Source organism: Cryobacterium sp. SO1 (genome assembly GCF_004210215.2).
Lineage (GTDB): Bacteria > Actinomycetota > Actinomycetes > Actinomycetales > Microbacteriaceae > Cryobacterium.
The window spans coordinates 2,708,635-2,735,436 of the sequence record NZ_CP067394.1 but is presented as its reverse complement, the minus strand read 5'-3'; the positions used below and the strand labels follow the sequence as shown (position 1 = coordinate 2,735,436).

The 26,802-nt window shown below is 70.6% G+C and carries 25 protein-coding genes and 1 pseudogene; 10 read left to right on the top strand and 16 right to left on the bottom strand.

Features of this window, described 5'->3' with window-relative positions; translation table 11 throughout:
• Positions 1–14: 14 nt before the first annotated feature.
• Positions 15–752, bottom strand: a complete 738-nt coding sequence (locus BJQ95_RS12930) for an SDR family oxidoreductase (protein WP_130176680.1) — start codon at positions 750–752, stop codon at positions 15–17.
• Between the two features lie 116 nt (positions 753–868).
• Between BJQ95_RS12930 and BJQ95_RS12925 the strand changes: the two genes are divergently transcribed.
• From BJQ95_RS12925 to BJQ95_RS12915, 3 genes are read left to right on the top strand one after another with little or no spacing between them, the layout of a single operon-like run.
• Positions 869–2,014, top strand: a complete 1,146-nt coding sequence (locus tag BJQ95_RS12925; protein ID WP_130176679.1) for an exonuclease SbcCD subunit D — start codon at positions 869–871, stop codon at positions 2,012–2,014.
• On the top strand, positions 2,011–5,004 hold the full coding sequence (locus tag BJQ95_RS12920) for an AAA family ATPase (RefSeq protein WP_130176678.1): 2,994 nt from the start codon (positions 2,011–2,013) through the stop codon (positions 5,002–5,004). Before BJQ95_RS12925 ends, BJQ95_RS12920 begins: the two co-directional genes overlap by 4 nt.
• A gap of 15 nt (positions 5,005–5,019) precedes the next feature.
• Entirely contained in the window at positions 5,020–5,385 is a 366-nt protein-coding gene (locus BJQ95_RS12915; protein ID WP_130176677.1) for a DUF2834 domain-containing protein, read from the top strand.
• A gap of 3 nt (positions 5,386–5,388) precedes the next feature.
• Here the strand turns inward: BJQ95_RS12915 and BJQ95_RS12910 are convergent, their stop codons facing one another.
• From BJQ95_RS12910 to BJQ95_RS12890, 5 genes are all read right to left on the bottom strand, one after another.
• Complete coding sequence (locus BJQ95_RS12910; RefSeq protein WP_130176676.1) at positions 5,389–5,772, bottom strand: tyrosine-protein phosphatase; 384 nt, start codon at positions 5,770–5,772, stop codon at positions 5,389–5,391.
• 80 nt (positions 5,773–5,852) lie between these two features.
• Entirely contained in the window at positions 5,853–6,548 is a 696-nt protein-coding gene (locus tag BJQ95_RS12905) for a Pr6Pr family membrane protein (RefSeq protein ID WP_130176675.1), read from the bottom strand.
• 26 nt (positions 6,549–6,574) lie between these two features.
• On the bottom strand, positions 6,575–7,396 hold the full coding sequence (locus BJQ95_RS12900; RefSeq protein WP_130176674.1) for an amino acid ABC transporter ATP-binding protein: 822 nt from the start codon (positions 7,394–7,396) through the stop codon (positions 6,575–6,577).
• Positions 7,383–8,006: an amino acid ABC transporter permease gene (locus tag BJQ95_RS12895; protein ID WP_130176691.1), complete on the bottom strand. Its 624-nt coding sequence runs from the start codon at positions 8,004–8,006 to the stop codon at positions 7,383–7,385. The genes BJQ95_RS12900 and BJQ95_RS12895 overlap by 14 nt, the downstream gene beginning before the upstream one ends.
• 41 nt (positions 8,007–8,047) lie before the next feature.
• Positions 8,048–8,869 carry an amino acid ABC transporter substrate-binding protein gene (locus BJQ95_RS12890; protein ID WP_130176690.1) on the bottom strand — a complete coding sequence of 274 codons (822 nt, stop codon included), beginning with the start codon at positions 8,867–8,869 and terminating at the stop codon, positions 8,048–8,050.
• Positions 8,870–9,082: 213 nt separating this feature from the next.
• On the opposite strand from BJQ95_RS12890, the gene BJQ95_RS12885 reads away from it, so the two are divergent.
• Positions 9,083–10,090, top strand: coding sequence for an ADP-ribosylglycohydrolase family protein (locus tag BJQ95_RS12885; protein WP_205750048.1), 1,008 nt, complete (start codon positions 9,083–9,085; stop codon positions 10,088–10,090).
• A 35-nt stretch (positions 10,091–10,125) separates the two neighbouring features.
• Here the strand turns inward: BJQ95_RS12885 and BJQ95_RS12880 are convergent, their stop codons facing one another.
• Together BJQ95_RS12880 and BJQ95_RS12875 are read right to left on the bottom strand one after the other, a co-directional pair.
• Positions 10,126–12,309: an ATP-dependent DNA helicase RecQ gene (locus tag BJQ95_RS12880; protein WP_130176673.1), complete on the bottom strand. Its 2,184-nt coding sequence runs from the start codon at positions 12,307–12,309 to the stop codon at positions 10,126–10,128.
• A gap of 59 nt (positions 12,310–12,368) precedes the next feature.
• A complete protein-coding gene (locus tag BJQ95_RS12875) occupies positions 12,369–14,966 on the bottom strand; it encodes a glycoside hydrolase family 65 protein (protein ID WP_240694633.1) in 2,598 nt (865 codons plus the stop codon).
• A gap of 74 nt (positions 14,967–15,040) precedes the next feature.
• Between BJQ95_RS12875 and BJQ95_RS12870 the strand changes: the two genes are divergently transcribed.
• The 3 genes from BJQ95_RS12870 to BJQ95_RS12860 are packed head-to-tail and all read left to right on the top strand — an operon-like array spanning position 15,041 to position 18,066.
• Positions 15,041–16,318 carry a M18 family aminopeptidase gene (locus BJQ95_RS12870; protein ID WP_130176671.1) on the top strand — a complete coding sequence of 426 codons (1,278 nt, stop codon included), beginning with the start codon at positions 15,041–15,043 and terminating at the stop codon, positions 16,316–16,318.
• A gap of 44 nt (positions 16,319–16,362) precedes the next feature.
• A complete protein-coding gene (locus tag BJQ95_RS12865) occupies positions 16,363–17,040 on the top strand; it encodes a MerR family transcriptional regulator (RefSeq protein WP_130176670.1) in 678 nt (225 codons plus the stop codon).
• A gap of 30 nt (positions 17,041–17,070) precedes the next feature.
• Positions 17,071–18,066 (top strand): hypothetical protein, encoded by a 996-nt coding sequence (locus BJQ95_RS12860; RefSeq protein ID WP_130176669.1) that lies wholly within the window; start codon positions 17,071–17,073, stop codon positions 18,064–18,066.
• Here the strand turns inward: BJQ95_RS12860 and BJQ95_RS12855 are convergent.
• Entirely contained in the window at positions 18,063–18,968 is a 906-nt protein-coding gene (locus BJQ95_RS12855; protein ID WP_130176668.1) for an oxygenase MpaB family protein, read from the bottom strand. The genes BJQ95_RS12860 and BJQ95_RS12855 overlap by 4 nt on opposite strands.
• 62 nt (positions 18,969–19,030) lie before the next feature.
• Between BJQ95_RS12855 and menC the strand changes: the two genes are divergently transcribed.
• Positions 19,031–20,140 carry an o-succinylbenzoate synthase gene (gene menC, locus BJQ95_RS12850; protein WP_130176667.1) on the top strand — a complete coding sequence of 370 codons (1,110 nt, stop codon included), beginning with the start codon at positions 19,031–19,033 and terminating at the stop codon, positions 20,138–20,140.
• Here the strand turns inward: menC and BJQ95_RS12845 are convergent.
• Positions 20,137–21,036 (bottom strand): DUF429 domain-containing protein, encoded by a 900-nt coding sequence (locus BJQ95_RS12845; RefSeq protein ID WP_130176666.1) that lies wholly within the window; start codon positions 21,034–21,036, stop codon positions 20,137–20,139. The genes menC and BJQ95_RS12845 overlap by 4 nt on opposite strands.
• A 132-nt stretch (positions 21,037–21,168) precedes the next feature.
• Between BJQ95_RS12845 and BJQ95_RS12840 the strand changes: the two genes are divergently transcribed.
• Both BJQ95_RS12840 and BJQ95_RS19565 read left to right on the top strand, forming a co-directional pair.
• Positions 21,169–22,620 (top strand): sugar porter family MFS transporter, encoded by a 1,452-nt coding sequence (locus BJQ95_RS12840; protein WP_240694632.1) that lies wholly within the window; start codon positions 21,169–21,171, stop codon positions 22,618–22,620.
• Positions 22,580–22,924 (top strand): pentapeptide repeat-containing protein, encoded by a 345-nt coding sequence (locus BJQ95_RS19565; RefSeq protein WP_370688392.1) that lies wholly within the window; start codon positions 22,580–22,582, stop codon positions 22,922–22,924. Before BJQ95_RS12840 ends, BJQ95_RS19565 begins: the two co-directional genes overlap by 41 nt.
• A 71-nt stretch (positions 22,925–22,995) precedes the next feature.
• Here the strand turns inward: BJQ95_RS19565 and BJQ95_RS19560 are convergent.
• From BJQ95_RS19560 to BJQ95_RS12810, 6 genes and pseudogenes are all read right to left on the bottom strand, one after another.
• Positions 22,996–23,343, bottom strand: a pseudogene (locus BJQ95_RS19560) (RNase H family protein); the annotation flags it as partial.
• A gap of 44 nt (positions 23,344–23,387) precedes the next feature.
• On the bottom strand, positions 23,388–24,566 hold the full coding sequence (locus BJQ95_RS12830; RefSeq protein WP_130176663.1) for a MarP family serine protease: 1,179 nt from the start codon (positions 24,564–24,566) through the stop codon (positions 23,388–23,390).
• Between the two features lie 106 nt (positions 24,567–24,672).
• Entirely contained in the window at positions 24,673–24,933 is a 261-nt protein-coding gene (locus tag BJQ95_RS12825) for a DUF6510 family protein (RefSeq protein ID WP_130176662.1), read from the bottom strand.
• A 38-nt stretch (positions 24,934–24,971) separates the two neighbouring features.
• Positions 24,972–25,682 carry an FAD-binding oxidoreductase gene (locus BJQ95_RS12820; RefSeq protein ID WP_240694631.1) on the bottom strand — a complete coding sequence of 237 codons (711 nt, stop codon included), beginning with the start codon at positions 25,680–25,682 and terminating at the stop codon, positions 24,972–24,974.
• 32 nt (positions 25,683–25,714) lie between these two features.
• Entirely contained in the window at positions 25,715–26,308 is a 594-nt protein-coding gene (locus BJQ95_RS12815; protein WP_205750047.1) for a sulfite oxidase-like oxidoreductase, read from the bottom strand.
• A gap of 49 nt (positions 26,309–26,357) precedes the next feature.
• On the bottom strand, positions 26,358–26,768 hold the full coding sequence (locus tag BJQ95_RS12810) for a hypothetical protein (RefSeq protein ID WP_130176661.1): 411 nt from the start codon (positions 26,766–26,768) through the stop codon (positions 26,358–26,360).
• Between the last annotated feature and the right edge of the window lie 34 nt (positions 26,769–26,802).

Here is a 26,802-nt window from a genome sequence, read left to right as displayed (position 1 = left end):
TGCTGGTGTCAGCGCTACTGGTAGTGCGACAGGCCGCTCAGCTCGCCGCCGTCGGTGAGGAACTCGGCGCCGGTGGAGAAGCTCGACTCGTCGCTGGCCAGGAACAACACCAGGTTGGCCACCTCGACGGCCTGGCCGATGCGGTGCAACGCCACATGGTTCTGCGGAAGGTCGAGTCCGGCGGTCATCGGCGTGGCGATGGCACCCGGATGCACCGAGTTGACCCGCACGTTGTACTTGCCGAGGTCCAGCGCCACCGCCTTGGTGAGCCCGCGCACCCCGAACTTCGCCGCCACGTAGCCGGGCAACGCCTCGTAGCCCTGCAGTCCCGCAGTCGACGACACGTTGATGATCGAGCCGGCCTTCGACCGGATGATCACCGGCACCGCGGCCTTGATACCCAGGAACACCCCGGTGAGATTGACCGCGATGATGGTGTTCCAGGATTCGAGGGTGTAGTCCTCGACGGTGCCGAAGTTCACGATGCCGGCGTTGTTCACGAGCACATCGAGGCCGCCGAATTCATCCACGGCGGTGGCGACCGCGGCGTCCCAGTGCTGGGCGCGGGTGACGTCGAGGTGCACATACCGGCACGCCTCGCCGAGCTCGGCCGCGAGGTCCGTGCCCTCCTCGCTGAGCACATCGCCGATCACCACCTGCGCGCCCTCCTCCACGAGGCGCCGGGCCATGGCGGCCCCGAGTCCTCGAGCTCCACCACTGACGAGTGCGACCTTGCCGCTGACACGGGCCATGTTGCTACCTCCCTACGAGTCATACGAGTCGACCTTCGAAGAAACGAGTTCGACGGGGAATGTACACGCGCAGGGCTTGGCCAGTACTGTCGGTGGCCGACGGTAGCGTGAGTGACATGAAGATCCTGCACACGAGTGACTGGCACATCGGGCGCACCTTCCACACCCACCAGACCCTGGGCCACTTGGCGAGCGTGCTCGACGCCCTCGTCGACATCGTGCGCGAGCGCCAGGTCGACGTTGTCGCCGTGGCCGGCGACGTCTTCGACTCCGCCACACCCTCCGCCGACAGCTACGCCCTGCTCAGCGACACCCTGGCGCGCCTGCACGGCACCGGCGCTCGCGTGGTGATGACCAGCGGCAACCACGACTCGGCCACCCGGCTCGGCTTCCAGTCCGAGTGGGCCGGCCTGGCCGGCATCCACGTGGTCACCGGGTTCGACCAGTACCGCACCCCGATCACGATCGACGATGAACACGGCCCCGTGCACTTCTATGGCATCCCGTTCCTTGAGCCGGCGCTGGTGCGCCACCACTACCCGGACGACCTGCTCAAGACCCACGAACAGGTGCTGGGCCTGGCGATGCGGCAGGTGCGCGCCGACCTGGCCGCGCGCGGCGGCCGATCCGTGGTGCTCTCGCACTGCTTCGCCGCTGGCGTCGCGGCCAGCGACGTGGAGCGCGACATCAGCGCCGGCGGCCTCGACCTCGTGCCGGTCAGCGTGTTCGACGGCCCCGACTACGTGGCGCTCGGTCACATCCACGGCCGCGCCAGGATCACCGATCGGGTGCGCTACTCGGGGGCTCCGCTGCACTACTCCTTCGCCGAGGCCGACAAGCCCCGCGGCGCCTGGCTCGTCGAGCTCGACGCGACCGGACTCGCCGAGACCGAATGGGTCGACCTCCCGGTTCCGCGGCGCCTGCGCGTGCTCACCGGCGAACTGGATGCCCTCGCCCACGACGACGAATTCGCGCCGTTCGAAGACGATTGGGTCGCCGCGGTCCTCACCGATCGGGTGCGGCCGCTGGACGGCATGCGCACGCTGCAGAAACGCTTCGGGCACTGCGTGGCCCTCGAGCACCGCCCGGCCATCACCGACACCCCCGCGGAGTCGACCTACTCCGACCGGGTCAAGCACAAGAGCGACCCCGAGATCGTTGCCGGATTCCTGGAATTCGTGCGGAACGGCGTGGGCCTGACCGCCTTCGAACGGGAGCTGGTCGCCGACGTGCTGGGCCAGAACGGGGACGCCGCGGTATGAAGATCACCCGGCTGCGCATCGCCGGCTTCGGCCCCTACAAGACCGAGCAGCAGGTGGACTTCACCCGTTTCGACGCCGACGGCATCTTCCTGATCACCGGCAAGACCGGCGCTGGCAAGTCCAGCATCCTGGACGCCATCTGCTTCGCCCTGTACGGCGCCGTGCCCCGCTTCGACGGCAGCGAACTCAGGCTGCGGAGCGATCACTGCGACCCGGCCGACCCGAGCTTCGTCGAGCTCGAGTTCACCCTCAAGGGCGAGACCTTCCGGGTCTACCGCACGCCTGCATACGACAAGCTGAAGAAGAACGGCGGCGGGACCACGCCCGCGAAGCCGGAAGCCCGGCTAGACCGTCTCGAGGCCGGTGGCTGGGTGGGCATCGCCGCCAAGCCCGTCCTCGTCGGTCGCGAGCTTGAGAGCATCCTGCCGCTCAAACAGGACCAGTTCCTGCAGGTGATCCTGCTCGCCCAGAACCGGTTCCAGCGGTTCCTGCTGGCCAAGACCGACGACAGGCTCACGGTGCTGCGCACACTGTTCGGCACCCTGCGCTTTCAGCAGCTGGAAGCCGAACTGCTCGCACGCCGCAAGGTGCTCGACGACGAGCTGGCGCTGGTGCGGCACGAGATCGACGGGATCGTGGCCGCCGCGCTGCGTCAGCTCTGGCGCGACGATGACGATGCTGCGGATGCCGACCGCCCCGAGGCCCCCGTCGACCCCGACCTCGGCTGGTTCGAGGCCGCACTCGGCACCCTCGACGTGCGGCTTGAGGCCGCCACCCAGCGGGCCGAGACGGCCGCCGCGGCGCTGGCCGCCGCGACAGCGGACTACCAGGCCGTCGAGGACCGCCGCCGGCGCCAGGACCGCCGGGATGCTGCCGCGAGCACGCTCACCGCTCTCGAGGCCCGCGGCGACAAGATCCTGAACGACCGCGAGGCCCTGCGCCTGGCCGAGCACGCCGCCAGGGTCTGGCCGCAGGTGCGGGGCGCCACCGACGCCAGGGCCGCGGTCACCGAGGCCGAGGCCGCGGAGTCCGCCGCCCGCGACACCTGGCCGGCCGGTGCGGACGGCATCACCGCCGCAGGCCTGACGAGCCTCATCGACGACAGGCTGCGTCAGCTCGGCGGCCTGGACGACCTGCTCGTCGAGGAACGCCGGCTGCCCACCCTCGACGAGCAGATCGCCGACCTCGAGCGCCGCTCGGCCGCCCACGTCGCCGCGCTCGACGAGGCCAGGCTGCTGCTCCTCGCCCTGCCCGAACGCATCGACGCGGCCTCGGACGCCCTCGCCCAGGCCGCCCTCGGCGCCGCGCGCGCCCCGGAGGCCGAGGCGGCCGTCGCCCGCGCTGAGGCGGCGCTGGCCGCGGCCGAGGACGTGCGCCGGCTGGAGACCGAACTGGTGGGCGTGCACCGCGCCGAACGGGACGCCGTGGCGCAGAACACCGCTGCCGCCGTGCACTATCAGCAGCTCGTGGATGCCCGGCTCGGCGGCTTCGCCGTCGAACTCGCCGCCGGCCTGGTCGACGGCAGCCCGTGCGCGGTCTGCGGGGCCACCGAACACCCGGCGCCCATGACCGGCGCAACCGACCCCGTCACCGAGGCCGACCTGGATGCGGCCCGCTGCCTGATGGGCCGCCGACAGGCCGCCGCGGAGGCCGCCCGCAGCCAGTCCCAGGCCGTGGCCGGCCTGCTCACCGCGGCCCGCACCCGCGCCGGCGACGAGGATGCCGAGACGCTCGACGCTGCCCTGGGGAAGGCCAGGCACACCCTCACTATCGCCACCGACCATCGAGCCAGGATGCCCGCCCTCGAGGCCGAGCTGGCGAGACTGCGCGAGGACCAGGTCGAGGCCCAGGCCGCCGTCGCCCCGCTGCAGCTGGTGCGGGACGACACCGCCGTGCACCTGGCCGAGCGGCGCACCGAACGCGACGGCATCGCCGGCCGGGTCGAAGCCCAGCGGGCCGGGTTCGACAGCGTGACCGACCGGGCCGACCGGTTGCAGACCGAACTCGACGCCGCCCGCACCCTGGCCGACGCGCTGGCGCATTCCGCCTCCGCCCGCCGCGCCGCGGAAGCCGCCGAGGATGCCCTGGCCCGGCAACTGCGGGAGGAGGGCTTCGCCGACGAGCAGGCCGCCGTCGCCGCCCGGCTCAGCCCGGCCGCGATGCAGTCCGCCCAGGCCTCCCTCCGCGGCTACGACGATCAGCTCGCCGCAGCCCACGGGGTCCTGGCTGAGGCCGACCTGGCCGGACTGCCCGACGACCCCATCGACCTGGCCCCAGCCCGGCTCGTCCGCGAAGAGGCAGGCGCCGCCCGCGACGACGCCCTGGCCCTCCGCGAGTCGCTGCGTGAACGCTCCAGCGCGCTCATCGCCCTGGTGGCGGATGCCGGGGCCCGGATCGCCCTCGCCGCCGACCTGCTCGCCACGCAGGCCCAGGTGCGCCAGCTCGCCGCCGTGGTGCACGGCGACGACCCGAACACCAAGCGGATGAAGCTGGAGACCTACGTGCTCGCTGCGCAACTCGAGGAGATCATCGCCGCGGCGAACAACCGGCTGCGCACCATGACCGGCGGCCGCTACGCCCTCGAACACGACGACGCCCTGCAGTACCGCGGCAGTCAGGCCGGGTTGGGGCTGGCGATCCGCGACGAGCACACCGGTCGGGCCAGGGCCACGCACTCGCTGTCCGGCGGCGAGACCTTCCTCGCCTCGCTCGCCCTGGCGCTCGGCCTGGCCGAGGTGGTCTCCAACCAGGCCGGCGGCATCGCCCTTGACACCCTGTTCGTCGACGAGGGGTTCGGCTCGCTCGACGCGGAGACCCTCGAGACGGCCATGAGCACCCTGGACAGCCTGCGCGCCGGTGGCCGCACCATCGGCCTGATCAGCCACGTCGAGTCGATGAAGGAGCAGATCCCGGCGAAGTTGCAGATCCGGGTGACGCCGCAGGGCTACAGCGAGATCGACGGCACCAGGCTCGCCTTGGCTGCGTCCTAGCGGCACACTGGTGTCATGAGCCGCACACAGCCCCAGCCCGCCGCCGCCCCCGCCGCGGCGGGCTGGACCACCCTGACCTTCGTCTACCTGGCCCTGGCCATCGTGGGCCTGATCGGCACCTGGACCTGGAACATCCAGGCCATCATGGCCGCCAGCGACTTCATCGGCGACTGGACCATGAGCGGACCTGCGGTGTCGTCGCTCACCACCGACCTGCTGGTGGTGGCGATCGCCGGGAGCGTCTTCATCATCGTGGAGGCCCGCCGGCTGGGAATGAGGGCCGGTTGGGCCTACGTCGTACTGGGGCTGGTCACCGCGTTCGCGTTCACCTTCCCGCTGTTCCTGGCGATGCGGGAACGCCGCCTGGTGCGGGGGCGCTGAGACTCAGCTCACGTCGCCGGCAGCGAGGCCGGCCTCGTCGCCGGCGAACCGCTCCCGCAGCGCAAGGAAGTGCGACACCATCAGGCCGTGCCGGAGCAGGTACGGTTCGGTGCCGCCGAGGGCACCGATGGCGGCCAGCGCCTGGATCAGGGCATCCGGCCGTGTCTCGGCGGGCAGGGCGGCGGCCACGGCGTCGTCGTGCGTCAGGCCGGCGGCCAGCAGGGCCAGGGCGAGGACCAGGCCGGACTGGTGTTCGCCGCCGGGACCGTGAACCAGCAGCGGACCCTCGCCCTCGGCGAGAACGGCGACGGCGTCGGCCAGCTCCCGGCCGCGGTGGGCGACCACGTCGGCGTAGCCGGACTCGTTTTCAGTAGCTTGACGGTTCATCTCACCCTCCGGAACGCTCCCATGGCCCGTTGGCCACGTTCGGCCCAGTATCCGTCGCCGAGGTGAACGGCAGATGAAGCTCAGACCGGGTCGGGCTCCAACAGCGCCGGCTCGCGGCGCCCCAGCCGGCTCAGCCCGATGGCCGCGGCCGAAATCGCGATGATCACCCCGGCGATGACGACGATGTACAGCAGCACCGACGGCCAGCCGCCCGGTTCACCCGGGTTCAGGAACGGGTAGGTCCACCAGTCGGTGAACGTGCCGCGGAGCAGCGCGTAGGCCAGCCAAGCCAGCGGGTAGATCAGGGCGAACCAGATCCGCTTCCAGGCCAGCGCCGGGCGGCCCGGCGCCAGCAGCCAGTCGAGCAGGATCAGCGCGGGCGCCCACACGTGCAGCACCTCGTTGGGCCAGTCCAGCCCCACGAAGCTGCCGTCGGCGGGCAGGTTGCGCAGCAACAGGTTGTAGACCACTCCGGTGATCACGGCGTACGAGAGTGTGGACATCCGCACCCGCGCCAGCAACTCGGGTTCGGCGGCCACGCGCAGGGCGAGCACCCCGCCCACGACGAGCACCACCACGTTCATCAGGCTGGACTGGATGGTGAAGAAACCGAAGTAGGCAGCGGGATCGAACGCGTCGTTCAGAATCTGGTCGGTGATCTGGGTTACGACGGCGGCCAGCACGAGCACGGCCAGCAGGATCCGCAACACCCCCACGATGCGTCTGAGGGGAGTCGGGGAGTCGTCGAGCCTGGCGGGCGCAGCTTCGGAATTCACCTGATCAGGTTAGTGCAGCGTTCACTCTAGAAAGGGAAGAGTAGCCTGTGCAGGAACTGCCGGGTGCGCTCGTGCTTCGGGTTCCGCAGCATCTCCTTGGGGTCGCCGTGCTCCACGATGGTGCCGCCGTCGACGAAGGCCACCTCGGTGGCCACCTCCCGGGCGAACTCGAGCTCGTGGGTGACGATCACCATGGTCCAGCCCTCGGCCGCGAGTTCCTTGATCAGGCGCAGCACGTCGCCGACGAGTTCGGGGTCCAGCGCGCTGGTCGGCTCGTCGAAGAGCAGCAGGGTGGGGCGGAGCGCCAGGGCGCGCACGATGCCCACCCGCTGCTGCTGGCCACCGGACAGCTCGAACGGGTAGCTGTCACGCTTGTCGCCCAGGCCCACCCGCTCGAGCAGCGCCAACGCCTCGGCCTCGACCTCGGCCCGATCTCGGCGCTCCACGACGACGGGGCCTTCCATCACGTTCTCGAGCACGGTCTTGTGCGGGAACAGGTTGTAGTGCTGGAAGACCATCGCGGACTGGTCGCGCAGGTTGATGAGCGCCTTCTTGGGCACACCGGCGCGGGAGCCGTGCGCGGCGGCGAAGTCGATGGTGACCGGTGCATGCCTGGCGTCGTCGGCGCCGACAACGCTGATGGTGCCGCCGTCCGCTATTTCCAGCCCGTTCAGGCAGCGCAGCACCGTGGTCTTGCCGGAGCCGGACGGGCCGATCAGCGCGAGGACCGTGCCTGGCGCCACCGTGAGGTCGACGGAGGTGAGCACCTGGTTCGCGCCGAAGCTCTTCTGCAGGCCGCGAACCGTGAGCAGGGCCTGGGCGGGCGGAGTCTGGTCAGTGGGCGACATATCGGTCCAATCGCTTTTCGAGCACGCCCTGGCCACTGGACAGAACGAGGCAGATCACCCAGTACAGCAGGGCGGCCTCCAGGTAGAGGGCCATGAACTGCCCGCTGAACGCCGCCACCTGCTGGGCCTCGCGGAACAGCTCGGTGACCAGGATCAGCGAGGCCAGCGAGGTGTCCTTGACCAGGCTGATGAAGGTGTTCGACAGCGGCGGCACCGACACCCGCGCGGCCTGCGGCAGGATGATCCGGGTGAGCGCGCGCTGGTGCGACATGCCGATCATGTAGGCGGCTTCCCACTGCCCCTTGGGCACCGAGAGGATGGCCGCACGGATCACCTCGGCCGCGTAACCGCCGACGTTGATCGAGAAGGCGATGATGGCGCTGGGCCAGGGATCGATCACGACCCCGAGCGACGGCAGGCCGTAGAAGATCACGAACAGCTGCACCAGCAGGGGGGTGCCGCGCACCACAGAGATGTACACCCGGGCGATCGACGACAGCCAACGCCGCCTGGACAACCGCATCAGGGCCAGCGCGAGGGCCAGCACCAGCCCGATCGCGAACGACGACAGAGCCAGCGGTATGGTTCCCGTGATGGCGCCGTGGATCATCGGCCACAATGAGTCCAGCAGGAGCTGCCAGGTGGAGTCGGTCACTTCGAGACGTCGGCCCCGAAGTAGGCGTCGGAAATGGCGGCGAGCGTGCCGTTCTCGCTCAGCGTGGCCAGGGCGTCAGAGACGGCGGCGGCCAGTGCGGTGCCGTCCTGGGTGAACGCGAACGCGCTCTCGGAGCGGTCCTCGGTCTCGGCGGCGACCTTGAGCCCGGCGGCGCCGGTCTGCTTCTTGTAGTCGAGGTAGGTGAGTTTGTCGTTGATGGTGGCGTCGACGCGGCCCTGCTCGACCAGCGCGACCGACTGCGCCCAGCCCTCGACGCCCTGCACGGTGGCGCCGCTCTCGGTGGCCAGGGTGTTCCAGTTGCTGGTGAGCGACTGGGCGGTGGTCTTGCCGGCGAGGCTCGTGAACGAGGTGATGTCGGTGTTGTCCTCCGGTACCACGATCACGCCGGTGGAGTAGGTGTACGGGGTGGAGAACGTGTAGGACTGCTCGCGCTCCGGGGTGATCGACACCTGGTTGGCGATGGTGTCGAACCGGCCGGCCTCCAGGCCGGCGAAGATGGCATCCCACTGGGTCTCTTCGAAGGTGACCTCGACGCCCAGCTCGGCGGCGACGGCCGTGGCCACCTCGACGTCGTAGCCGGTGAGGTCGCCGGAGCCGTCGGCGTGGAAGGAGAACGGGCGGTAGGTCCCTTCGGTTCCGACGGTCAGCGTGCCGGACTCGAGCACCGAGCTCAGTGAGTCGTCGGTTCCGGCCGTGGCGCCGTCGCTGCCGGAGTCACCGGCGGAGCCGCTGCATCCGGTCAGGGCCACCGCTGCGGCGAGGGTGAGGACGGTGGCGGAGACGAGGTGGCGCTTCATGTATGTGGTCATCCAATGTGCTGATCGAGGTACAGGGCCGGCGCGGGCGCGCAGGCCCGTATACCGAGGTTAACAAGTCCGGGGCCCCGGGGATTATTCCGATGACGCCGGATGACGCCTCCGCAGCTCGTCAGGCCCCCCATTCGAGCACCTGTCGGCCCCACGGCTTTTGGCATAGGCTGCCGCCGTCGCACTCAACCCGAAGGAGTACGCATGAAATTGTCGATGGTTCAACACGATCGTTCGGCCGCTGTTTTGCTGGGCATGGCCTGCGGTGATGCCCTGGGTGCCGGTTACGCCTACGCCGGGCCGCTGCCGCCGTCCGCAGTGGTGGGGATGCGCGGACGCAGCGCGAACTGGGCGCGCGGGGAGTGGACGGACTATACCGCCCTGGCGATCCCGGTGGCGCGGGCCGCGGCCGAAGGGCTCGACCTCCGGGACGAGTCGACCCTGGACCTGATCACCGCGGAGTGGGTGGACTGGTCCAACACGGCGCCGTTCGCCGGGCTCCAGCTCGGTGCCGCGCTGTCCGGGCCCGATCCGACGGCCGCCGGGGTGCGCGCGGCCGCCCGTGCGCAGCACGAACGCATCGGCCGCAGCGCCGGCAATGGTTGCCTGATCCGCACGGCTCCGGTGGCCTTGGCGTACCTGCACGACCCGGAAGCCCTCGCCGCCGCCGCCCGCACGTTGAGCGACCTCACCCACTGCGAGACCGACGCCGGTGACGCCTGTGTGCTCTGGGGGCTCGCCATCCGGCACGCCGTGCTGACCGGCGACCTCGACCTGCGGGTGGGGCTCGGCACGCTCTCGCCCGGCCGCCGCGAGCTCTGGTCGGCCCGGATCGACCACGCCGAACGCCGGCAGCCGCGCGACTTCACCCGTAACGGCTGGGTCGTGCAGGCGCTGCAGGGCGCCTGGTCCGCGATCGTGCACACCGATGCGGGCACGGAGACCGGCGCCGCCGGCGGACAGTACCGGCTCGGCGTCGAGGCGGCCGTGCGGGGCGGCGGCAACACCGACGCCGTGGCCGGCATCGCCGGTGCGCTGTTGGCCGCCACGTGGGGCCTGACCGCGGTGCCCAGCGAATGGCGCCGGCTGGTGCAGGGCTGGCCGGGCCTGCGCGGAGCCGATCTGGTGCGCCTGTCGGTGCTCGCCGCGCACAGCCGAGACACCAACGAGGCCGGCGAACGCGACACCTTTCGGCTCCACGCAGTGAAGTGAGGCCCTTCAGGCCCGCAGCGGTAGGAGCGTAGCGGTCAGGAACGCTGCGCCAGGGTGAACGGCAGAACCGCCGGCGCGCCCGCGCGCCGGAGCAGCCGACCGGCGACCGTGATCGTCCACCGGCTGTCACCGAGGTCGTCGACGAGCAACACCGGCCCGGCGGCCTCGCCGAGGACCGCGGTGAGGTTCGCCGCGAGCTCCGGGCCCACCTCGAACGCTCCCCAGACGCTGGAGAGCCTGTAGGCGCTGTTGCCGCCGGACTCCCCGGCGGGCCCGGCGCCGACCAGGCTCAGGGTGCCCAGGAGCGGCAGGCGTCCCACCCGGCTGAGTTCGGCGGCCACCGAGGCCACCAGCAGCGGATGCGAGCGGGACGGCATGGCCACCACGCCCACGGGCCGTTCGGTCCAGCCCCACTCCGCGAGCACCCGCACACAGGCGGCCTTCAGCGGTGCGGAGGCGGGAGCATCCGGGGTGCCGGGCGCGAAAATCTCACGCAGGGTGTTGCCCCAGCCCAGGTCGGTGAGCCGGGCCAGCGAGCGCCCGGGCAGCACCCGGTCGCCCGGATCGATGCGGCCCTTGGCGGTGACGCCGAGCCGGTCGGCGCCGGTGGGCCACTGCGCCCGGGGCTCCAGGGCCACGCCCACCCGGTCCAGGGCGGCGGCGGCGGTGCTCGCCGCGTCGGCCTGCACCTCGGCGGGATACCAGGGGGAGGTGCAGTTGTCGCAGCGGCCGCAGGGCACCGCGGTGTCGTCGTCGAGGGCGCGCTGCAGAAACTCCATCCGGCAGCCGGTGAGGCGTTCGTAGGCGAGCATCGCGTTCTGCTCGCTGACCCGCGCCGCGCCGATGCGTTCGTAACGGTCGCTGTCGTACACCCAGGGCTGCCCGGTGGCCAGCCAGCCGCCGGTCACCCGGCGCACGGCGCCGTCCACGTCGAGTACCTTGAGCAGCAACTCCAGCGGTGAGCGGCGCAGGTCCACCCTGGCCTCCAGGGCCGGTGTGGACAGCGGGGCGCCCCCATTGGCGCCGAGCGCCGCGAGAACCGCCTCAGCCTTGTGCCGGCTGGGCATCGACGAGGTGGCGAAGTACTGCCAGATGGCTTCGTCCTCCACCCCGGGCAGCAACAGCACGTCGGCGTTCTCGGTGGCGCGGCCGGCGCGGCCGACCTGCTGGTAGTAGGCCACCGGGGAACTGGGAGCCCCCAGGTGCAGCACGAAGCCCAGGTCCGGCTTGTCGAAGCCCATGCCCAGGGCGCTGGTGGCCACGAGGGCCTTCACCTGGTTGGCCTTGAGCAGCCCCTCGGACTCCTCCCGTTCGGCGGTGTCGGTCTGGCCCGTGTACGCGCGTACGGCGTGGCCGGCGTCCCGCAGCAGCCGGGCGGTGTCTTCGGCGGCCGAGACCGTGAGGGTGTAGATGATGCCGCTGCCGGGCAACTCGGCCAGATGGCTGAGCAGCCAGGCCAGCCGGGCGCGGGAGTCCGGCAGCCGCAGCACGCCCAGCCGTAGCGACGCGCGGGCGAGCGGGCCGCGGATGGTGACGACGTCGCTGCCCCACCCTTGGGTCGAGCTTGTCGAGACCTGCTCCGCCACATCCGTCACCACCCGGCTGTTGGCCGTGGCCGTGGTGGCCAGCACGGGCACTCCCACCGGCATCGCGGCGATCAGGTCACGCAGCCGCCGGTAGTCCGGCCGGAAATCGTGGCCCCAGTCCGAAATGCAGTGCGCCTCGTCGACCACGAGCAGGCCGGCCCGCTCGAGCAGCGCCGGCAGCTGCTCGTCGCGGAAGGACGGGTTGTTCAACCGTTCGGGCGAGACCAGCAGCACGTCCACCTCGTCGGCGCGGAGCGCAGCAAGCACGTCGGGCCACTCGTGGGCGTTGGCGGAGTTGATCGACACCGCCCGCACGCCGGCGCGGGCGGCGGCGGCCACCTGATCGCGCATCAGCGCGAGCAACGGCGACACCAGGATGGTGGGCCCGGCGCCCTGGCGGCGGAGCAACAGGGTGGATACGAAGTACACCGCCGACTTGCCCCAGCCTGTGCGCTGCACCACGAGGGCCCGGCGGCGCTGGTCGACGAGGGTCTCGATGGCCTCGTACTGGCCCTCGTGGAAATCCGCGTCCGTGCGGCCGACCAGGGTGCGCAGGATGTCGAGAGCGGCCGCGCGCGTGTTCGTCCTAGCCTCGGTGGAGCCGGTGGAGCCGGTTGCGACGTTTCTGGCCATGCCCTCAGGCTAACGGGGTCCTCTGACAGTGCTCACGACGCCCGCTCTCGGCGCACTGCTCACGACGGGCTGAGCAGGAAATCGTGGGTCTGCCCCGGGTAGAGCTGCGCCTCACGGCCCTCGACGCGCACCCGGATGGGCGTGGCCCCGCCGCTGGGCAGCTGCAGCCGCAGATTGGTCGGGGTGACCTCGAGGTTGATCGGTTGCTCGCGGTAGTTGATGCTGAAGACGATCTTCGGCAGTTCGGTCGGCAGCGCGGGGTGCAGCCAGAGCATGTTGTCGCGGATCTCCAGGCCCGTGTAGCAGCGCACGACCATGTCGAGCGAGCCCGCCATCGCGCCGAGGTGGATTCCCTCGTGCGTGGTGCCGCCCTGGATGTCGCCGAGGTCGCTGTCCAGGGCCAGGCAGAGCGCCGCCCAGGACCGTTCCCGGTCGGCGCGGGCATCCACCCAGGAATGCACCACGTTGCTCAAGGTGGAGCCGTGCGTCGACCGGGTGCGATAGAACTCGACGGTGCGGCGGATCAGGTCGGGGGAGAGCGAATAGCCCAGCTCCTCGATCAGCTCGCGCAGTTCCTCGGCGGAGAACAGGTACAGCAGCATCAGCACGTCGGCCTGTTTGGCGACCCTGTAGTTGTTGGTGCTGTCGCCCTCGGCGTTCAGGATCAGGTCCAGGCGGCCCAGCGAGTGGTCCTCGGTGCCATAGGTGGTGCGGTAGTGCTCCCAGTCCAGCTCGGGCAGGGCCTCGTAACCGTCGAACTGGCTGATCACCCCGTCGGTGTGGAAGACCAGTCGCAGCCGTCGGCCGATCCTCTCCCAGGTGTCCACCTCGTCCGGCCCCAGCCGCACCCGGTTCCAGAGCGGCCGGCAGGAGCGGCCCTCGAGCAGGGCGATCGTGTCGACGGCGCGGCGCATCACCCAGGCGACCATGACATTCGTGTAGGCGCTGGTGCGCACCCCTTCGCCCGGGTGGCCGGGCAGGCTGTCGTGGAACTCGTCCGGCCCCATCGTGCCGGGGATGTCGAACCGGTCGGCGGCGTCGTCGTACTCGGTGAGCGAGGCGAAGAACCTGGCGATCTCGAGCAGCAGCTCGGCGCCCTGCTCGATCAGGTATTCGACGTCGCCGGTGGCCTGGTAGTAGCCCCAGACGCTGTAGGCGATCGCCAGGCCCACGTGGTGCTGCAAGCCGGAGTGGTCGGGCATCCATCGGTTGGTGCGCGGGTTGAACAGTTCGGTGGGGGTGACGTCGCGCCCGTCGATGCCGCTCTGCCAGGGGAACCTGGCGCCCCGGAAGCCGGCGGCGTGCGCGGCGGCCCTGGCCTCGCCCAACCGGCGGTAGCGGTAGCCCAGCAGCGCCCGGCTCAGGTCGGGGCGGCGCAGGGTGAGCACCGGGTAGACGAACATCTCGTCCCAGAAGACGTGGCCGCGGTACCCCTCGCCGTGCAGGCCCCGCGCCGGGACGCCGGCGTCGAGGTCGGCGTCCACCGCGGCGACGGTCTGCAAGACGTGGAAGGTGTTGAGATTGAGCGCCAGTGACTGCCGCGCCCCGCTGTGCAGGTGTACCGCGAATTCGTCCCAGAGGATCTGCCATTCCCGCTCGTGCGCGGCGAGCAGCTCGGCCGGGTCCGGGGTGCGGCCCAGCCAGGTGGCCACCGCCATCGGTGGGGAGACCACGGCGCGGTCCCTGGAGGTGCTCACCACGACGACCTTCTCCACCCGCACGGGGACGCCCTGCTCGAGGGTGAGGTCGAATTCGTGGGCGACCCAGCGGCTGGAGTCGGTGAGGAAGCGCCGTTCGGGCTCGAGCGGCACACCGCCGGCGTAGACGCGGGTGCGGGCGGCCATGGCGATGTGGATGCCGGACCGGGTGGTCTCGACCTCGAGCAGCACCGAGTCCTGGTTCAGTTCCCTGGCCGTGCGGGGCATCAGGTGCAGATGGGCCAGCTGCCTGTCGGCGGCCACGTTGCGGTTGGCGACCCGGCCGTCGATGGCCGACCGCACGGTGAGCGGGCCGGACCAGTCCTCGGCGACGAAGGTGGTTTCCAGCACCGCGACGTGCGGCGCCGCCTGGGAGACGAACCGCCGGCTCTGCACCCGGGTGACGTGGCCGCGCGTGTCGCGGAACCGGATCAGCCGGGTGAGCAGACCGCGGCGGAGGTCGAGCTCCTGGCGGTAGTCGATCAGCTCGGCGGTCTCCGGGTGGAACCAGCCGGTGTCGGGGGCGGCGAAGTCGCCCACACTGCTGCTGCCGGGGCCGCCGCCGCCGGTGCGGAACCAGAGCGGCAGCCAGTTGGGGGCGTTCACCATGTGTTCGTCGTCGCGCACATGCGCGCCGGGGAACTCCGCCGCCGGGGACCCCGGCACCGGCTGGAACGGGGTGCGGATGCCGGGCTCGACCACGGCCGCTCCTGCAGCCGCGGTGTCGCCGACGGCTTCACCGAGGTGGACCTCGGTGCTCAGCGGGTTGTAGACCCCGGCGAGGTAGGTGCCCGGGTAGTGCACGGCATCCGTGCGCGCCTCAGGGGCGGCGCCGCGGGTGCCCCAGTAGCCGTTGCCCAGGGTGCACAGCGCTTCACGATGCCCCTCGGCGGCCGGGTCGAACCCGTCGAAGCGCAGCAGCCACGGGTCCGGTGTGTTGTCGTTCGCCGTGTCGGTCACGATGCCCTCCTCGCCTGGTGCGAGAGTCGCACCGCTGGGCCTGCTTGTCGAGGTGTGGGTGGTTGGATGGACGCATGACTTCACTCTCGGCATACATCGACGATTTCGCCCGCTTCATCACCGCGTCACCGTCGTCGTACCACGCGGCCGCGGAGGCGGCCAGGCGGCTGGGCGAGGCCGGCTTCGAGCAGCGGGACGAGGCCGAGGACTGGACGGCCGGCACGAGCGCCGGCCGCTACTACGTGGTGCGGGATGGCGCCATCGTCGCCTGGGTGCAACCGGCCGGGGCGACCCCGACAACGCCGTTCCGGATCCTGGGCTCGCACACCGACTCGCCAGGCTTCAAACTCAAGCCCAAGCCCACGACAGGCTCTTACGGCTGGCTGCAGGCCGGCGTCGAGGTCTACGGCGGACCGCTGGCCAACTCCTGGCTCGACCGCGAGCTCGAACTGGCCGGCCGGCTGGTCACCACAGACGGGGAGGAGTACCTGGTGCGCACAGGCCCGTTCCTGCGGATCCCGCAGCTGGCCGTGCACCTGGACCGAACTGCCAACGAGTCCCTCACCCTGGACCGGCAACGGCACCTCAACCCGGTATTCGGGGTGGGCGACCTTCGCCAGGTGGACCTGGTCGGGCACCTGGCCGCGCTCGCCGGGGTCGCCGGTGCGGATGTCGCCGGGTACGACATCCTCACCGCCGACACCAACCCGCCGGCGCGGTTCGGCCTGAATCACGAGCTGTTCGCCGCCGGCCGGATGGACAACCTCTCGTCGGTGCACGCCGGCTTGCTGGCGCTCATCGAGGTGTCGGGGAACGACGAGACCATCAATGTGCTCGCCGCGTTCGACCACGAGGAGCTGGGGTCGCAGTCCAGGTCGGGGGCGAGCGGGCCGATGCTCGACGACATCCTCAGCCGCATCGGCGATGACCTCGGGGCCACGGTGTCCGAGCGGAAGCGCGCCTACGCCGACTCCTGGTGCGTCTCGGCCGATGCCGGCCACGCCGTGCACCCGAACTACCCCGAGCGGCACGATCCGGCCAACCTGCCGCTGGCCGGCCGGGGTCCGCTGCTGAAGATCAACGGCAACCAGCGCTACGCCACTGATGCGGCCGGCGCGGCCCTCTGGGCGCGCGCGAGCGCGGCGGCGGGCGTGTCGTACCAGGAGTTCGTGTCGAACAACGCGATTCCCTGCGGCTCCACCATCGGGCCGCTCACGGCGACCCGGCTGGGCATCCGCACCGTGGATGTGGGCATCCCGTTGCTCTCGATGCACTCGGCCCGCGAACTTGCGCACGTGAACGACCCGTTCGCGCTCTCCGCGTCGATCGGCGCGTTCTTCGCCGGAGCGTAACATCGGTATAGACAGTTGCACTATCCGATAGATATACTATCTGCATGAAGATGGCGCAGCTCAGCACGACCAGCGGGGTTCCCGTGGCGACGATCAAGTACTACCTCCGGGAGGGGCTGCTGCCCGCGGGAGAGAAAAGCGGTCCCAACCAGTCGCTGTACGGACCGGATCACCTGCGCCGGCTGCGGGTCATCCGGGGACTGCTCGACGTGGGCGGGCTCAGTGTCACTGCCGCCCGCCGGGTAATCGACGCCATCGACTCCGATCTGGGTCTCGCCCACACCTTTGACATCGCCCAGCGCACGGTCTCGCCCCAGATCGACCGCAAGACGCTGTCGCCGGCGGCAGTGGCACAGGTCGACGAGGCACTGAGCGGATGGCACGTGTCACCCGAGAATCCCGGTCGCCTGGCCGCCGCCCGGGTGCTGCAGACCTTCGCCGAGCTCGGCCAGCCCGACCTCCGCGGCTGGGTGCCCGGTTACGCGGCCGCGGCGCTCGCCGTGGCCGAGGCCGACCTCGACGAGGTCGACGCCCGAGACGACCGGGAATCCAAGACCGAGATGGTCGTCATCGGCACTGTGCTCGGCGATGCCCTCTTCGCCGGGCTGCGCCGGGCCGCCCAGGAGCACGTCACCGCGACGCGATACGCGGGACCGCCCACCCCTGCCGCACCGACCCACTCTGCTGCACCGACCCACTCTGCTGCACCGACCAACTTGTAACCCCACCCGACCTGACAGGAGCCCGTCATCATGGCCAGTAGTCGCACCGAAACCGGACCCGTCCGCAGCACCATTCTGCCGCCGGCCATCCGCTGGCACCGGCCGCTGCTCTGGCTGGCGGCGGCCATGGCGGTCGTTGCCGTCGCAGCTCTGGTGGGCCTCGCCGTGGATCCCCGCACCCTCACGGGCGCGCCACTCTGGGCCAAGCCGCTCAAGTTCGCGATCTCGGTGGGCATCTACGCGGTGACCCTCTCCTGGCTGATCGGGCTGCTGCCCGCGGCGAGCTCCCGCCGGCGCCGGCCGGCCCCGCACCGATTGGCCTGGTGGGCCGGCACGATCGCGGCGGTCTTCCTGGTCGTGGAGATGGTGATCATCGTCGGAGCCGCCGTGGCCGGCCTCACCAGCCACTTCAACGTGTCCACGGCGTTTAACGCCGCACTCTGGTCGGTGATGGCGGCATCGATCGTCACGGTCTGGGTCGCCGCAGTCCCCATCGCCATCCTGCTGCTGCGTACCGACCTGGGCGACCCGGCCAGGGCCCTCGCCATCCGCTCCGGCCTGCTCATCGCCCTCGTCGGCATGGGTCTGGCGTTCCTGATGACCGGGCCCACCGCCGCCCAGCTCGATGCCTATCAGGGCATCGTCGGCGCGCATACGGTCGGCGTCGCCGACGGCGGCCCGAGCCTGCCGCTCGTGGGCTGGAGCACAGTGGCCGGCGACCTCCGCATCCCGCACTTCGTGGGCATGCACGCCCTGCAGGTGCTGCCGCTGGCGGCCCTGCTGCTCGAAGTCCTGGGCAGACGGATCACCCTGCTGGCGCATCCGCTCGCCCGTCGCGGCATCCTGCGCGTGCTGGTTGTCCTGTACCTGGGCGTGCTGGCCCTGGTGACCGGTCAGGCTCTCGCCGGCCAGTCGATCGTGCAGCCGAACGCTCCGGTGCTCGCCATCGCGGCTGCCCTGTCTGGTGCCACGGCCGCAGCCGTCGCCGTCACCCTGCGCCGAGAATCCCGCCGGCTTCGAGCCTAGGAGACCGCCAGGCGGGCGATCCGGGCCCGGGCGGCGTCCTCCGAGGTGGAGGAGGCGCCGAGCAGCAGGCGCACCAGGCCGAGCACCGCGCCGGTGGCCCAGACCACGGGCAGGGGAGAACGGCGCAGTCCCAGCATCCGCCGGTACTGAACCGGGATCGACGCCACGGCCCCGGCGAACATGATGCGGTAGAACGGCATCATGCCGCGCCGCAGCGGCGGGTTGCGGATGAACCGCACCGCCTCGGCGACGCGGTCGCCGCCCATCAGCACACCGGCGTCGGAAAAGGCTTTCAGCTGTGCGGCGAGGTCCGCGTCGGAGCGCGGCGGGTTCTGCACCCCCACGAGCTCGCCGGCCTTGGCCCACTCCCGCACGTACCGGTCGGCGCCACCCGGGATCGGGCCGCCCCACAGCGTGTGGCTGGCCAGGAAGGCGTCGGTGAACACCACGTGCACCCAGGACAGCAGCTCGGGGTCGCCGGCCGAGTACTCCCGTTCGACGCCGCGGGCGTCGACGTAGCGGCCCGCGACTCTGTCGTGGAACTTTCCCACGCGCGCCGACTCCCGCTCGGCCTGCTCGGTGGCGGCGAACGTCACGGTGACCAGCCATTGGATGGTCCCGCTGAGCCTGCCGAGCGGATCCTCCCGGTACCGGGACCAGTCGTGCACCCCGGCCATGGCACCCGGGTGCAGGGTCTGCATCAGCAGCGCCCGGATGCCCGCGACCATGGTGGCCATGCCGCCGTGCACCGCCCAGGACGCCGACCCCGGCCCGAAGAAGCCCGCGTCGTCGCCCTGCTGCATGGTGCCCACCCAGGCCGGCCGGCCCTCGTCGTTGCCCGAGAGCGTGACGAGCAGGTGCGACCGCCAGCTGTTCACAAAACCATCCACGAGAGCGCTCATTCTTCGAACCCTAATCGACGAGACCGGGCGGATGGCTGGGGATGCGCCGTAAACTCCGCACCATGAGAATCGAGAACATCGAGCTGCGCCGGGTCAGCTTGCCGCTGGTGCGGCCGTTCCGCACGTCGTTCGGCACCGTCACGGAACGCCAGATCTCCCTGGTGCACGTGTCGACCGTCGAGGCCGAGGGCTGGGCGGAGTGCGCCGCCGAGGTGCGGCCGCTCTACAGCTCGGAATTCATCGACGCCAGCGACCTGGTGGTCCGGGACCACCTGATCCCGCGGCTGCAAGCCCTCGGCGACGGCCTCACCGCCGAACGGGTGGGCGGTGCGCTCGCCCCGGTGAAGGGCCACCAGATGTCCAAGGCCGTACTCGAGACGGCGATCCTCGACGCCCAGCTGCGGGGGACCGGACAGTCCTTCGGCGGCTACCTCGGCGCCGTTCACGAGACCGTGCCCGCCGGCGTCTCGGTGGGCATCATGGACTCGGTCGACGAGTTGCTCGAGGCCGTGGCCGGTTACCTCGCTCAGGGCTACCTGCGCATCAAGCTCAAGATCGAACCCGGCTGGGACCTCGAGCCGGTACGCGCCGTGCGCGAGCGGTTCGGCCCCGACCTGCTGCTGCAGGTCGACGCGAACACCGCGTACTCGCTGGCGGATGCCCGGCACCTCGCCCGGCTCGACCCGTTCGACCTGCTGCTCATCGAGCAGCCGCTCGGCGAGCGGGACCTGCTGGGTCACGCGGCGCTGGCCCGGCTGATCCGCACCCCGGTATGCCTGGACGAGTCGATCGAGTCGGCCGAGGACGCCGCCGCGGCGATCAGCCTGGCCGCGTGCAGCATCATCAACGTGAAGCCGTCGCGGGTGGGCGGCTACCTGGAGGCCCGGCGCATCCACGACGTCGCGGCCGCGCACGGTGTGCCGGTGTGGTGCGGCGGGATGCTCGAAACGGGGATCGGCCGGGCCGCGAACGTGGCGCTGGCCGGCCTGCCCAACTTCGTGCTGCCGGGCGACACGTCGGCCTCGGACCGCTACTACGCCCGGGACCTGACCGCGCCGTTTGTGCTCGAGGCCGGCCATCTCCGGGTTCCGACCGGCCCGGGTATCGGGGTGGAGGTCCTGCCGGACGTGCTGGCCGAGGTGACCCTGTCGCGTCAGGACATCCGCTTCTAGTGGGCGGCGCCGGTGGGGGCGCTGGCTGCCGGTGCGCTGGCTGCCGGTGAGCTGTGCGCGGCGGCCCGCAGCGCATCCTCGCCGCGGCGCTGTTCGGGCCGGGCCGGCGCGATGATGGTGCCCCGGCGGCCGTTGACCACGAGCGGGTCTGCGGCGCCGAGGACCTGACACCGGGCGGTACCGAACCGGTGCCAGAGCGACGCCGTCCAGGCGCACAGCACCGCGTCGAGAAGATCCTCGCGGTGTTTGTAGGCGGCGTCGGCCAACGGTGTCGGCTCGGTCACCAGGCTGTCGGTCGCCGCGTGCGTGGCCAGGTCCAGCGGCGGTGAGCCCGCGTGCAGCCGCCACAATCGCTCAATGAGGTCGTCGCAGACCAGGGCGCGCTCGGCGCGGCGCTGAACGATCGGCAGCGCCGACCCCATCCGCTTGTAGCGGGGGCGCCGCTCGTCATAGCCGAACTCCGCCGCGCCCACCAGGGTCGTGTACGGGTAGCACTCGAAGACGCTCCGGGCCCCCGCTTCGACGGGCTCGACGCCGTCGGTGTAGGTCCAGCCGAGATCCTCCAGCCGGCCACGCAGGGTGACGCCGCCCAGGCGCGGCAGGGCCTGGTTGGACGCGTTCGCCGACACGTGCCACCGCCCGTACCGCGACCCGGTCTCCCGTTCGCACTCGCGCATGCCGGTGGGGTTGTTGACCACGAGTGGTGCGTCCACGGCGAGCACCGCGCCGGGTTCGACCATCGACTGCACCCAGTCGACGACCTCGTCGATGCCGCGGGCCCAACCCGCGTGGATCACCCGTCCGGTGTCGTCGATGCAGGCGAGCCCGCTTTCATTAGCCGGTTTCGCCGCCGTGCCTTCGGCCCAGGCCAGATCCACCCCGAGGAATCGTGTCATGGGACATGAATACCATGGTCACCCCCGGGTGTGGGCCAGGCGTAAGATTTTCAGGTTGCCCAGACGACGAAAACACCAGCGAAGACGGGGGAAGTGGCGATGACAAACACAACAGGGCCGAAAACAGACCGGATGCCGACAGACAAACCCGCGACAAATCGCAAGGTCGTCGCGTTGGCGATCGCCGGCGCGTTCGGCGGGTTCCTCTTCGGCTTCGACTCCTCCGTGATCAATGGTGCGGTCGAGGCCATCCAGGGCCAGTTCGGCCTCACCGAAGCGATCACCGGCTTCGCCGTGGCCAGCGCACTGCTCGGCGCTGCCACCGGCGCCTTCCTGGGCGGCCGGTTCGCGGACCGGTTCGGCCGCATCCCGGTGATGCTCGCCGGCGCGATCGTGTTCTTCGCCAGCTCCATCGGTTCCGGTCTCGCGTTCGGCGTGGTCGACCTCATCGTCTGGCGGGTCGTCGGCGGCATCGGCATCGGGCTCGCCTCGGTCGTCGCTCCCGCGTACATCGCTGAGATCTCGCCCCGGCAGATGCGCGGCCGGCTGGGTTCCCTGCAGCAGCTCTCCATCACCATCGGCATCTTCGCCGCCCTGCTCTCCGACGCCGTGTTCGCCACGACAGCCGGCGGTGCCAGCGAGATGTTCTGGTGGGGCCTGGAGGCCTGGCGCTGGATGTTCCTGATCGCCGCGATTCCCGCCATCGTCTACGGCGTGATCGCACTGCTCCTTCCCGAGTCGCCGCGCTACCTGGTGCTGCACGGCAAAGAGGACAAGGCCAAGGAGGTGCTGCACAGGGTGTGGCCGAACGGCGACGTCGCCCGTGAGCTCCGCGACATGAAGGCCTCCATCGACGACGACATCAAGGCCAAGCGCACCGGGTCGTTGCGCGGGCCGGTCCTGGGCCTCAAACCCATCGTCTGGGTGGGCATCATCCTGTCGGTGTTCCAGCAGTTCGTGGGCATCAACGTGATCTTCTACTACTCGACCACCCTGTGGAGCGCGGTGGGCTTCGAAGAATCCAGTTCGCTGGCGATCTCGGTGGCGACGTCGGTGACGAACATCCTGGTCACCCTGGTGGCGATCGCGCTCGTCGACCGGATCGGCCGGCGGCCGATCCTGCTCAGTGGTTCCATCGGTATGACGGTGTCGCTGGCCACGATGGCCATCGCGTTCAGCCAGTCGGTCATGGTCGACGGCGAACTCGCCCTGCAGGGCGCCTGGGGTCCGATCGCGCTCGTCGCCGCGAACGTGTTCGTGATTTCCTTCGGTGCCTCCTGGGGCCCGGTGGTCTGGGTGCTGCTGGGCGAGATCTTCCCCAACACCATCCGCGCCAAGGCGCTCGGCCTGGCCGCCGCCGCCCAATGGGTGGCGAACTTCCTCATCACGGTGACGTTCCCGCCGATGGCGGCGCTCTCGCTGCCGCTCACCTACGGCATGTACGCCCTGTTCGCCGGGCTGTCGTTCCTGTTCGTGCTCACCAAGGTACCCGAGACCAACGGCATGTCACTCGACGAGGCGAACACCCTGCTGCCGCACAAGAATGCGGCCAAACCGAAGACGCAGCCGAAGCTGCGGCGCTAGTCAGATCAGGTCGCGGAGCAGCTCTTCAGGGCTGACTCCGCGGCCGGACGCCCGGCGTTTGAGCCGGCCGAGCTCCTCGGTGCTCAGCGTCACCTGCACCGAGTGCGGGCGGTCGACCTCGAAGTCGAACAGCCCCAGGTCGGCGGATGCGCGCGGTGCCGCGCTCTTCACCGGCGCGGCCTTGACCGGCGCGGCCTTGACCGGCGCGGCCTTGACCGGCGCGGCCTTGACCGGCGCGGCCTTGACCGGCGCGGTGCCGCCCGCGACGAAGCCCGGACCGGCGGGGATCGAGGCGTTCCGCTGATACGCCTCGGACACCGCGCGGGCACGGGAGTCGGCGGCCTCGTTGAGCGGGTGGTTCGCGTGGCCCTTGACCCACTCGAACCTGTATCTGCGGCCCACCAGGGCCTCATCGATCTCCTGCAGCAGGTCGAGGTTCATCACGGGCTTGCCGTCGGCCTTGCGCCAACCCTTGGCCTTCCAGCCGCGCATCCACTTGGTCACGGCGTTGATCACGTACTGGCTGTCGCAGAGCACCAGCAGGTCGTCGTCCACGTGCGCGGTGGCCCGGAACAATTCGAGGACGGCCTTGAGCTCGCCCTGGTTGTTGGTGGCGTGCTTCCAGCCGCCGGCGGCCCAATTGTTGTCGTCGATGTACCAGGCCCAGCCGGCCGGTCCGGGGTTGCCAAGGGCCGAGCCGTCTGCGGCGGCGGTGATAGTCATGGATCCAGTCTGCCAGCCCGGGAGTGCGCTCAATCCCCGGCGAACTACCCCTGGATGCAGGTACCGGAGCTGACCGCACTGGAGAGGCCGTCGGCCTGGGCGACGACCGGGGCGACCTCGGACATCGCCAAGGCGTAGCCCACGTTGGCGGTGTTGGCAGCCTTGGCGAAGATCACACCGGCCACCCGGCCGTCACCGCTGAGCAGCGGGCCGCCCGACTCGCCCTGCTGCACGTCCGCGGCGAGGGTGTAGACATCCCTGGCGGTGGGGGACTGGCCGTAGATGTCGGCGACGAGCACCGAGCCGACCGACATGACCCGGGCCGGATCGGAGTCGAAAGGCCCACCGAACGGGTAGCCCAGGCTGGCGCCCTCGCTGTCCACGGCCAGGTCACCCTGCAGGGTCAGCGGTGCGGCGGACAGCCCAGGCACGGCGATGATCGCGAGGTCGTCGACGGGGTCGAAGTAGACGATCTCGCCGGTCAGGGCGCCGGCTCCGGGTACCTCCACGACGGCTTCGGTGACTCCGGCCACGACGTGGGCGTTGGTCATCACCCGCTCGGGGGCGATGACGAAGCCCGAGCCGGACTGGCTCTGGCCGCAGGCCACGGCGTTGCCCGTGATGCGTAGCACGGATGCCGCGGCGGTGTCGAGCGCGGCGTTGTCGAGCTGGGCCTCGGGCAGGGTCGGGCTCTGGCCGCCGAACGCATCCGCGATGACGGGCAGACCGTCGTCGACGACGGTGGAACGCAGCTGGGCGAGGAAGCTCTTGACCGGGCCGGGGGTGACCGAGTCGATGGTGCGCACCACTCCGGAGGAGGCGATCGCGGAGGTGAGCACGGGAATGCCCAGGGCGCCGACGCTGAACGCGACCATCGACATGACGGCCGCCGCAGCGGCCACGCCGATCACGGCGCCGAAGAGCCTGTCCACGCCGCGCAGCTTGCGGGGTGTGCGACGGCGCAGGGCCAGGCCGATCGACTCGCCGACGGTGAGCCCGACGATGACCAGCGCCAGCGCCGCGGCTATGGACGCGGGGGTGCGCCACTCGGCGGCGGGCACCCAGGTGGGCACCAGTGGCACGATGAAGTAGGCGGCGACAGCGCCGGCGACCAGGCCGAGGATGCCGCTGATGCTGCCGATCAGGCCGCTGCGGTAGCCGGCGCCCAGGCTGGCGACGAGGAGCACCACCAGAATGACGTCGAGGATGACCGATCCCTGCATGCACGCTCCCGGGTGTCTGAACGGCGTGAGATTCGCCGTGACCCAGCCTAAAGGGGCGGTGGCGGCTTTAGCTGGGAAGCCGGCGAGCCGTCGAGCCGGCGAGCCGTCAGTCGCGCTGGAGTTCGACGAAGCTCAGACCGTGCAGGTCCAGGCAGACGGTGTCGCCGGTGTCCACGAGCCGGAGCAGGATCTCCGTGCAGCCGGGGCAGCGCAGCAGCAGGCCGTGCGAGTGGGGGTAGAGCTGTGCGGTGGCCAGGGCGCCGGTGCGGCCGCAGTGCAGACACCGGCCGCGGGCGGTGGTGACGTCGATGGCGAAGAACTCGCTGAGCGGCCCGGCCGCAGCGTTGCCGTCCAGGTAGTCGCTCACAGCGTGCACCTCACGGTCTGCACCTCACGGTCTGCACCTCACGGTGTGCTCCCCATTCCGCCGTAACGCTCGGTCTTGATCCGGTCGGCGGGGTAGCCGGCCTGCACGAGCCAGTCGGCCACCGTCTCCACAAACGCGGTTGCCCCGCAGATGTAGAAGGCCGGGTTCGCCGACACCGGCAGCACGGCGATGCTCAGCGCCCGGGCATCCAGCCGCCGCGGCGGAACGGGGCTGCCGGCCGGGGCCTCGCGGGTGTAGACGTAGGTGACGCTGAGGAGGGCTGACTTGGCCAGTTCGTCGAGCTCGGCGCCGTAGTAGGCCGCCTCGGGGCTCCGCACCGAGTACAGCAGCCGGAACTCGGCGGTCCCGCCGGGGGAGGCGGGGTCGGCGGCGTGGGCCCGGATCATGGCCATCAGCGGCACCACCCCGGAGCCGCCGGCGATGAGTTGCACGGGGGACGGGTCGGCCGGATCCCAGACGAACCAGCCGCCCACCGGACCGCGCACCTCGAGTTGGTCGCCGACCGAGACGCCGTGCACGAGATAGGGCGACACCTCGCCGTCGTCCAGTTCCTCCACCGTGAGTTCGAGTTCGTCGCCGGGCAGCGCGGACGCCACCGAGTACGAGCGCACCGCGGTGTAGCCATCCGGGGCGCTGAGGCGCACGTCGACGTGCTGACCGGCCCGGTGCCCGGTCAGGCCGGGCAGCCGCAGGCGCAGGGTGCGCGCTGTCCGGGTCTCCTGACTCACTCCGATCACCTCCGCCACTCTCCACCCGGTTCTCACCAGTAGCGCTCTTCGCGCCAGGGATCGCCGTACATGTGGTAGCCGTTGCTCTCCCAGAAGCCGGGTTCGTCCTGGCGCAGCAGCTCCAGGCCGCGCACCCACTTGGCGCTCTTCCAGAAGTACAGGTGCGGCACCAGCAGCCGGGCCGGGCCGCCGTGGGCCGGCTCAAGCGCTGTGCCGTCGAACTCGTGGGCGATCCAGGCCTTGCCGCCGAGCAGATCGTCGAGCGGAACGTTGGTCGTGTAGCCGCCGTAGGAGTGCGCCATGGTGAATTCGCAATCGGACTCGACCGATTCGAACAGGGTGTCCAGCGAGACGCCGCGCCAGCTGGTGCCGAGCTTGGACCAGCTGGTCACACAGTGGATGTCCTGGGTCACGTCGTCCTGTTTGAGCGCGAGGAATTCGTCCCAACTCCAGCGGTGCACCTGGCCGGTCTCGGTGGTGATGGTGAACTCCCACTCGTCCGGTGCGATCCGCGGGGTGGGGCCGGCCGAGAGCACCGGGAAACTCTCGGTGAGGTACTGGCCGGCCGGCAGCGCCGGATCGCCCTGGCGGCGGCGGCCGAAGAAGCCGGGGGAGACGATTCCCAAGGGGGTTCCTTTCGCTTGGCGGAAGCCTAATGGAGCATCGGCGCCCGGTCTACGGGGTCGCGGTCGCCACAGCCAGTCCCACCAGCATCAGGGCGACATTGACCAGCAGGACCGCTGTGAGCACGATCTGCAGCCAGACGTACCGTTGAGCGAGGATCGAGATTCCGCTGAGCAAGGCGGCAAACGGCAGCGCCCAGGGGACGATCAGCAGGAGTGCGAGCATGAATGCGCCAGAACTATCCAGGGGCAGTGCAATCGCGGAGACTCCGGCGATCGCCAGCACCACCACACCGAGGTCACCCCACACCACTCGGGATGCCGAATCGGACGACCGGAAGACCGAGCTGCTCAGAATCCTGCAGACAGCGCCGAGGGCAAGGAATGCCAAGGCCTGCACAACGTCGAGGTAGATCCAGGGGAATCGGCTCCATTCTCCGCGGCCACTCAGCTGCAGGAGCATGAGTATGAACCCGCCGAGGTGAAAGGTCAGGGCT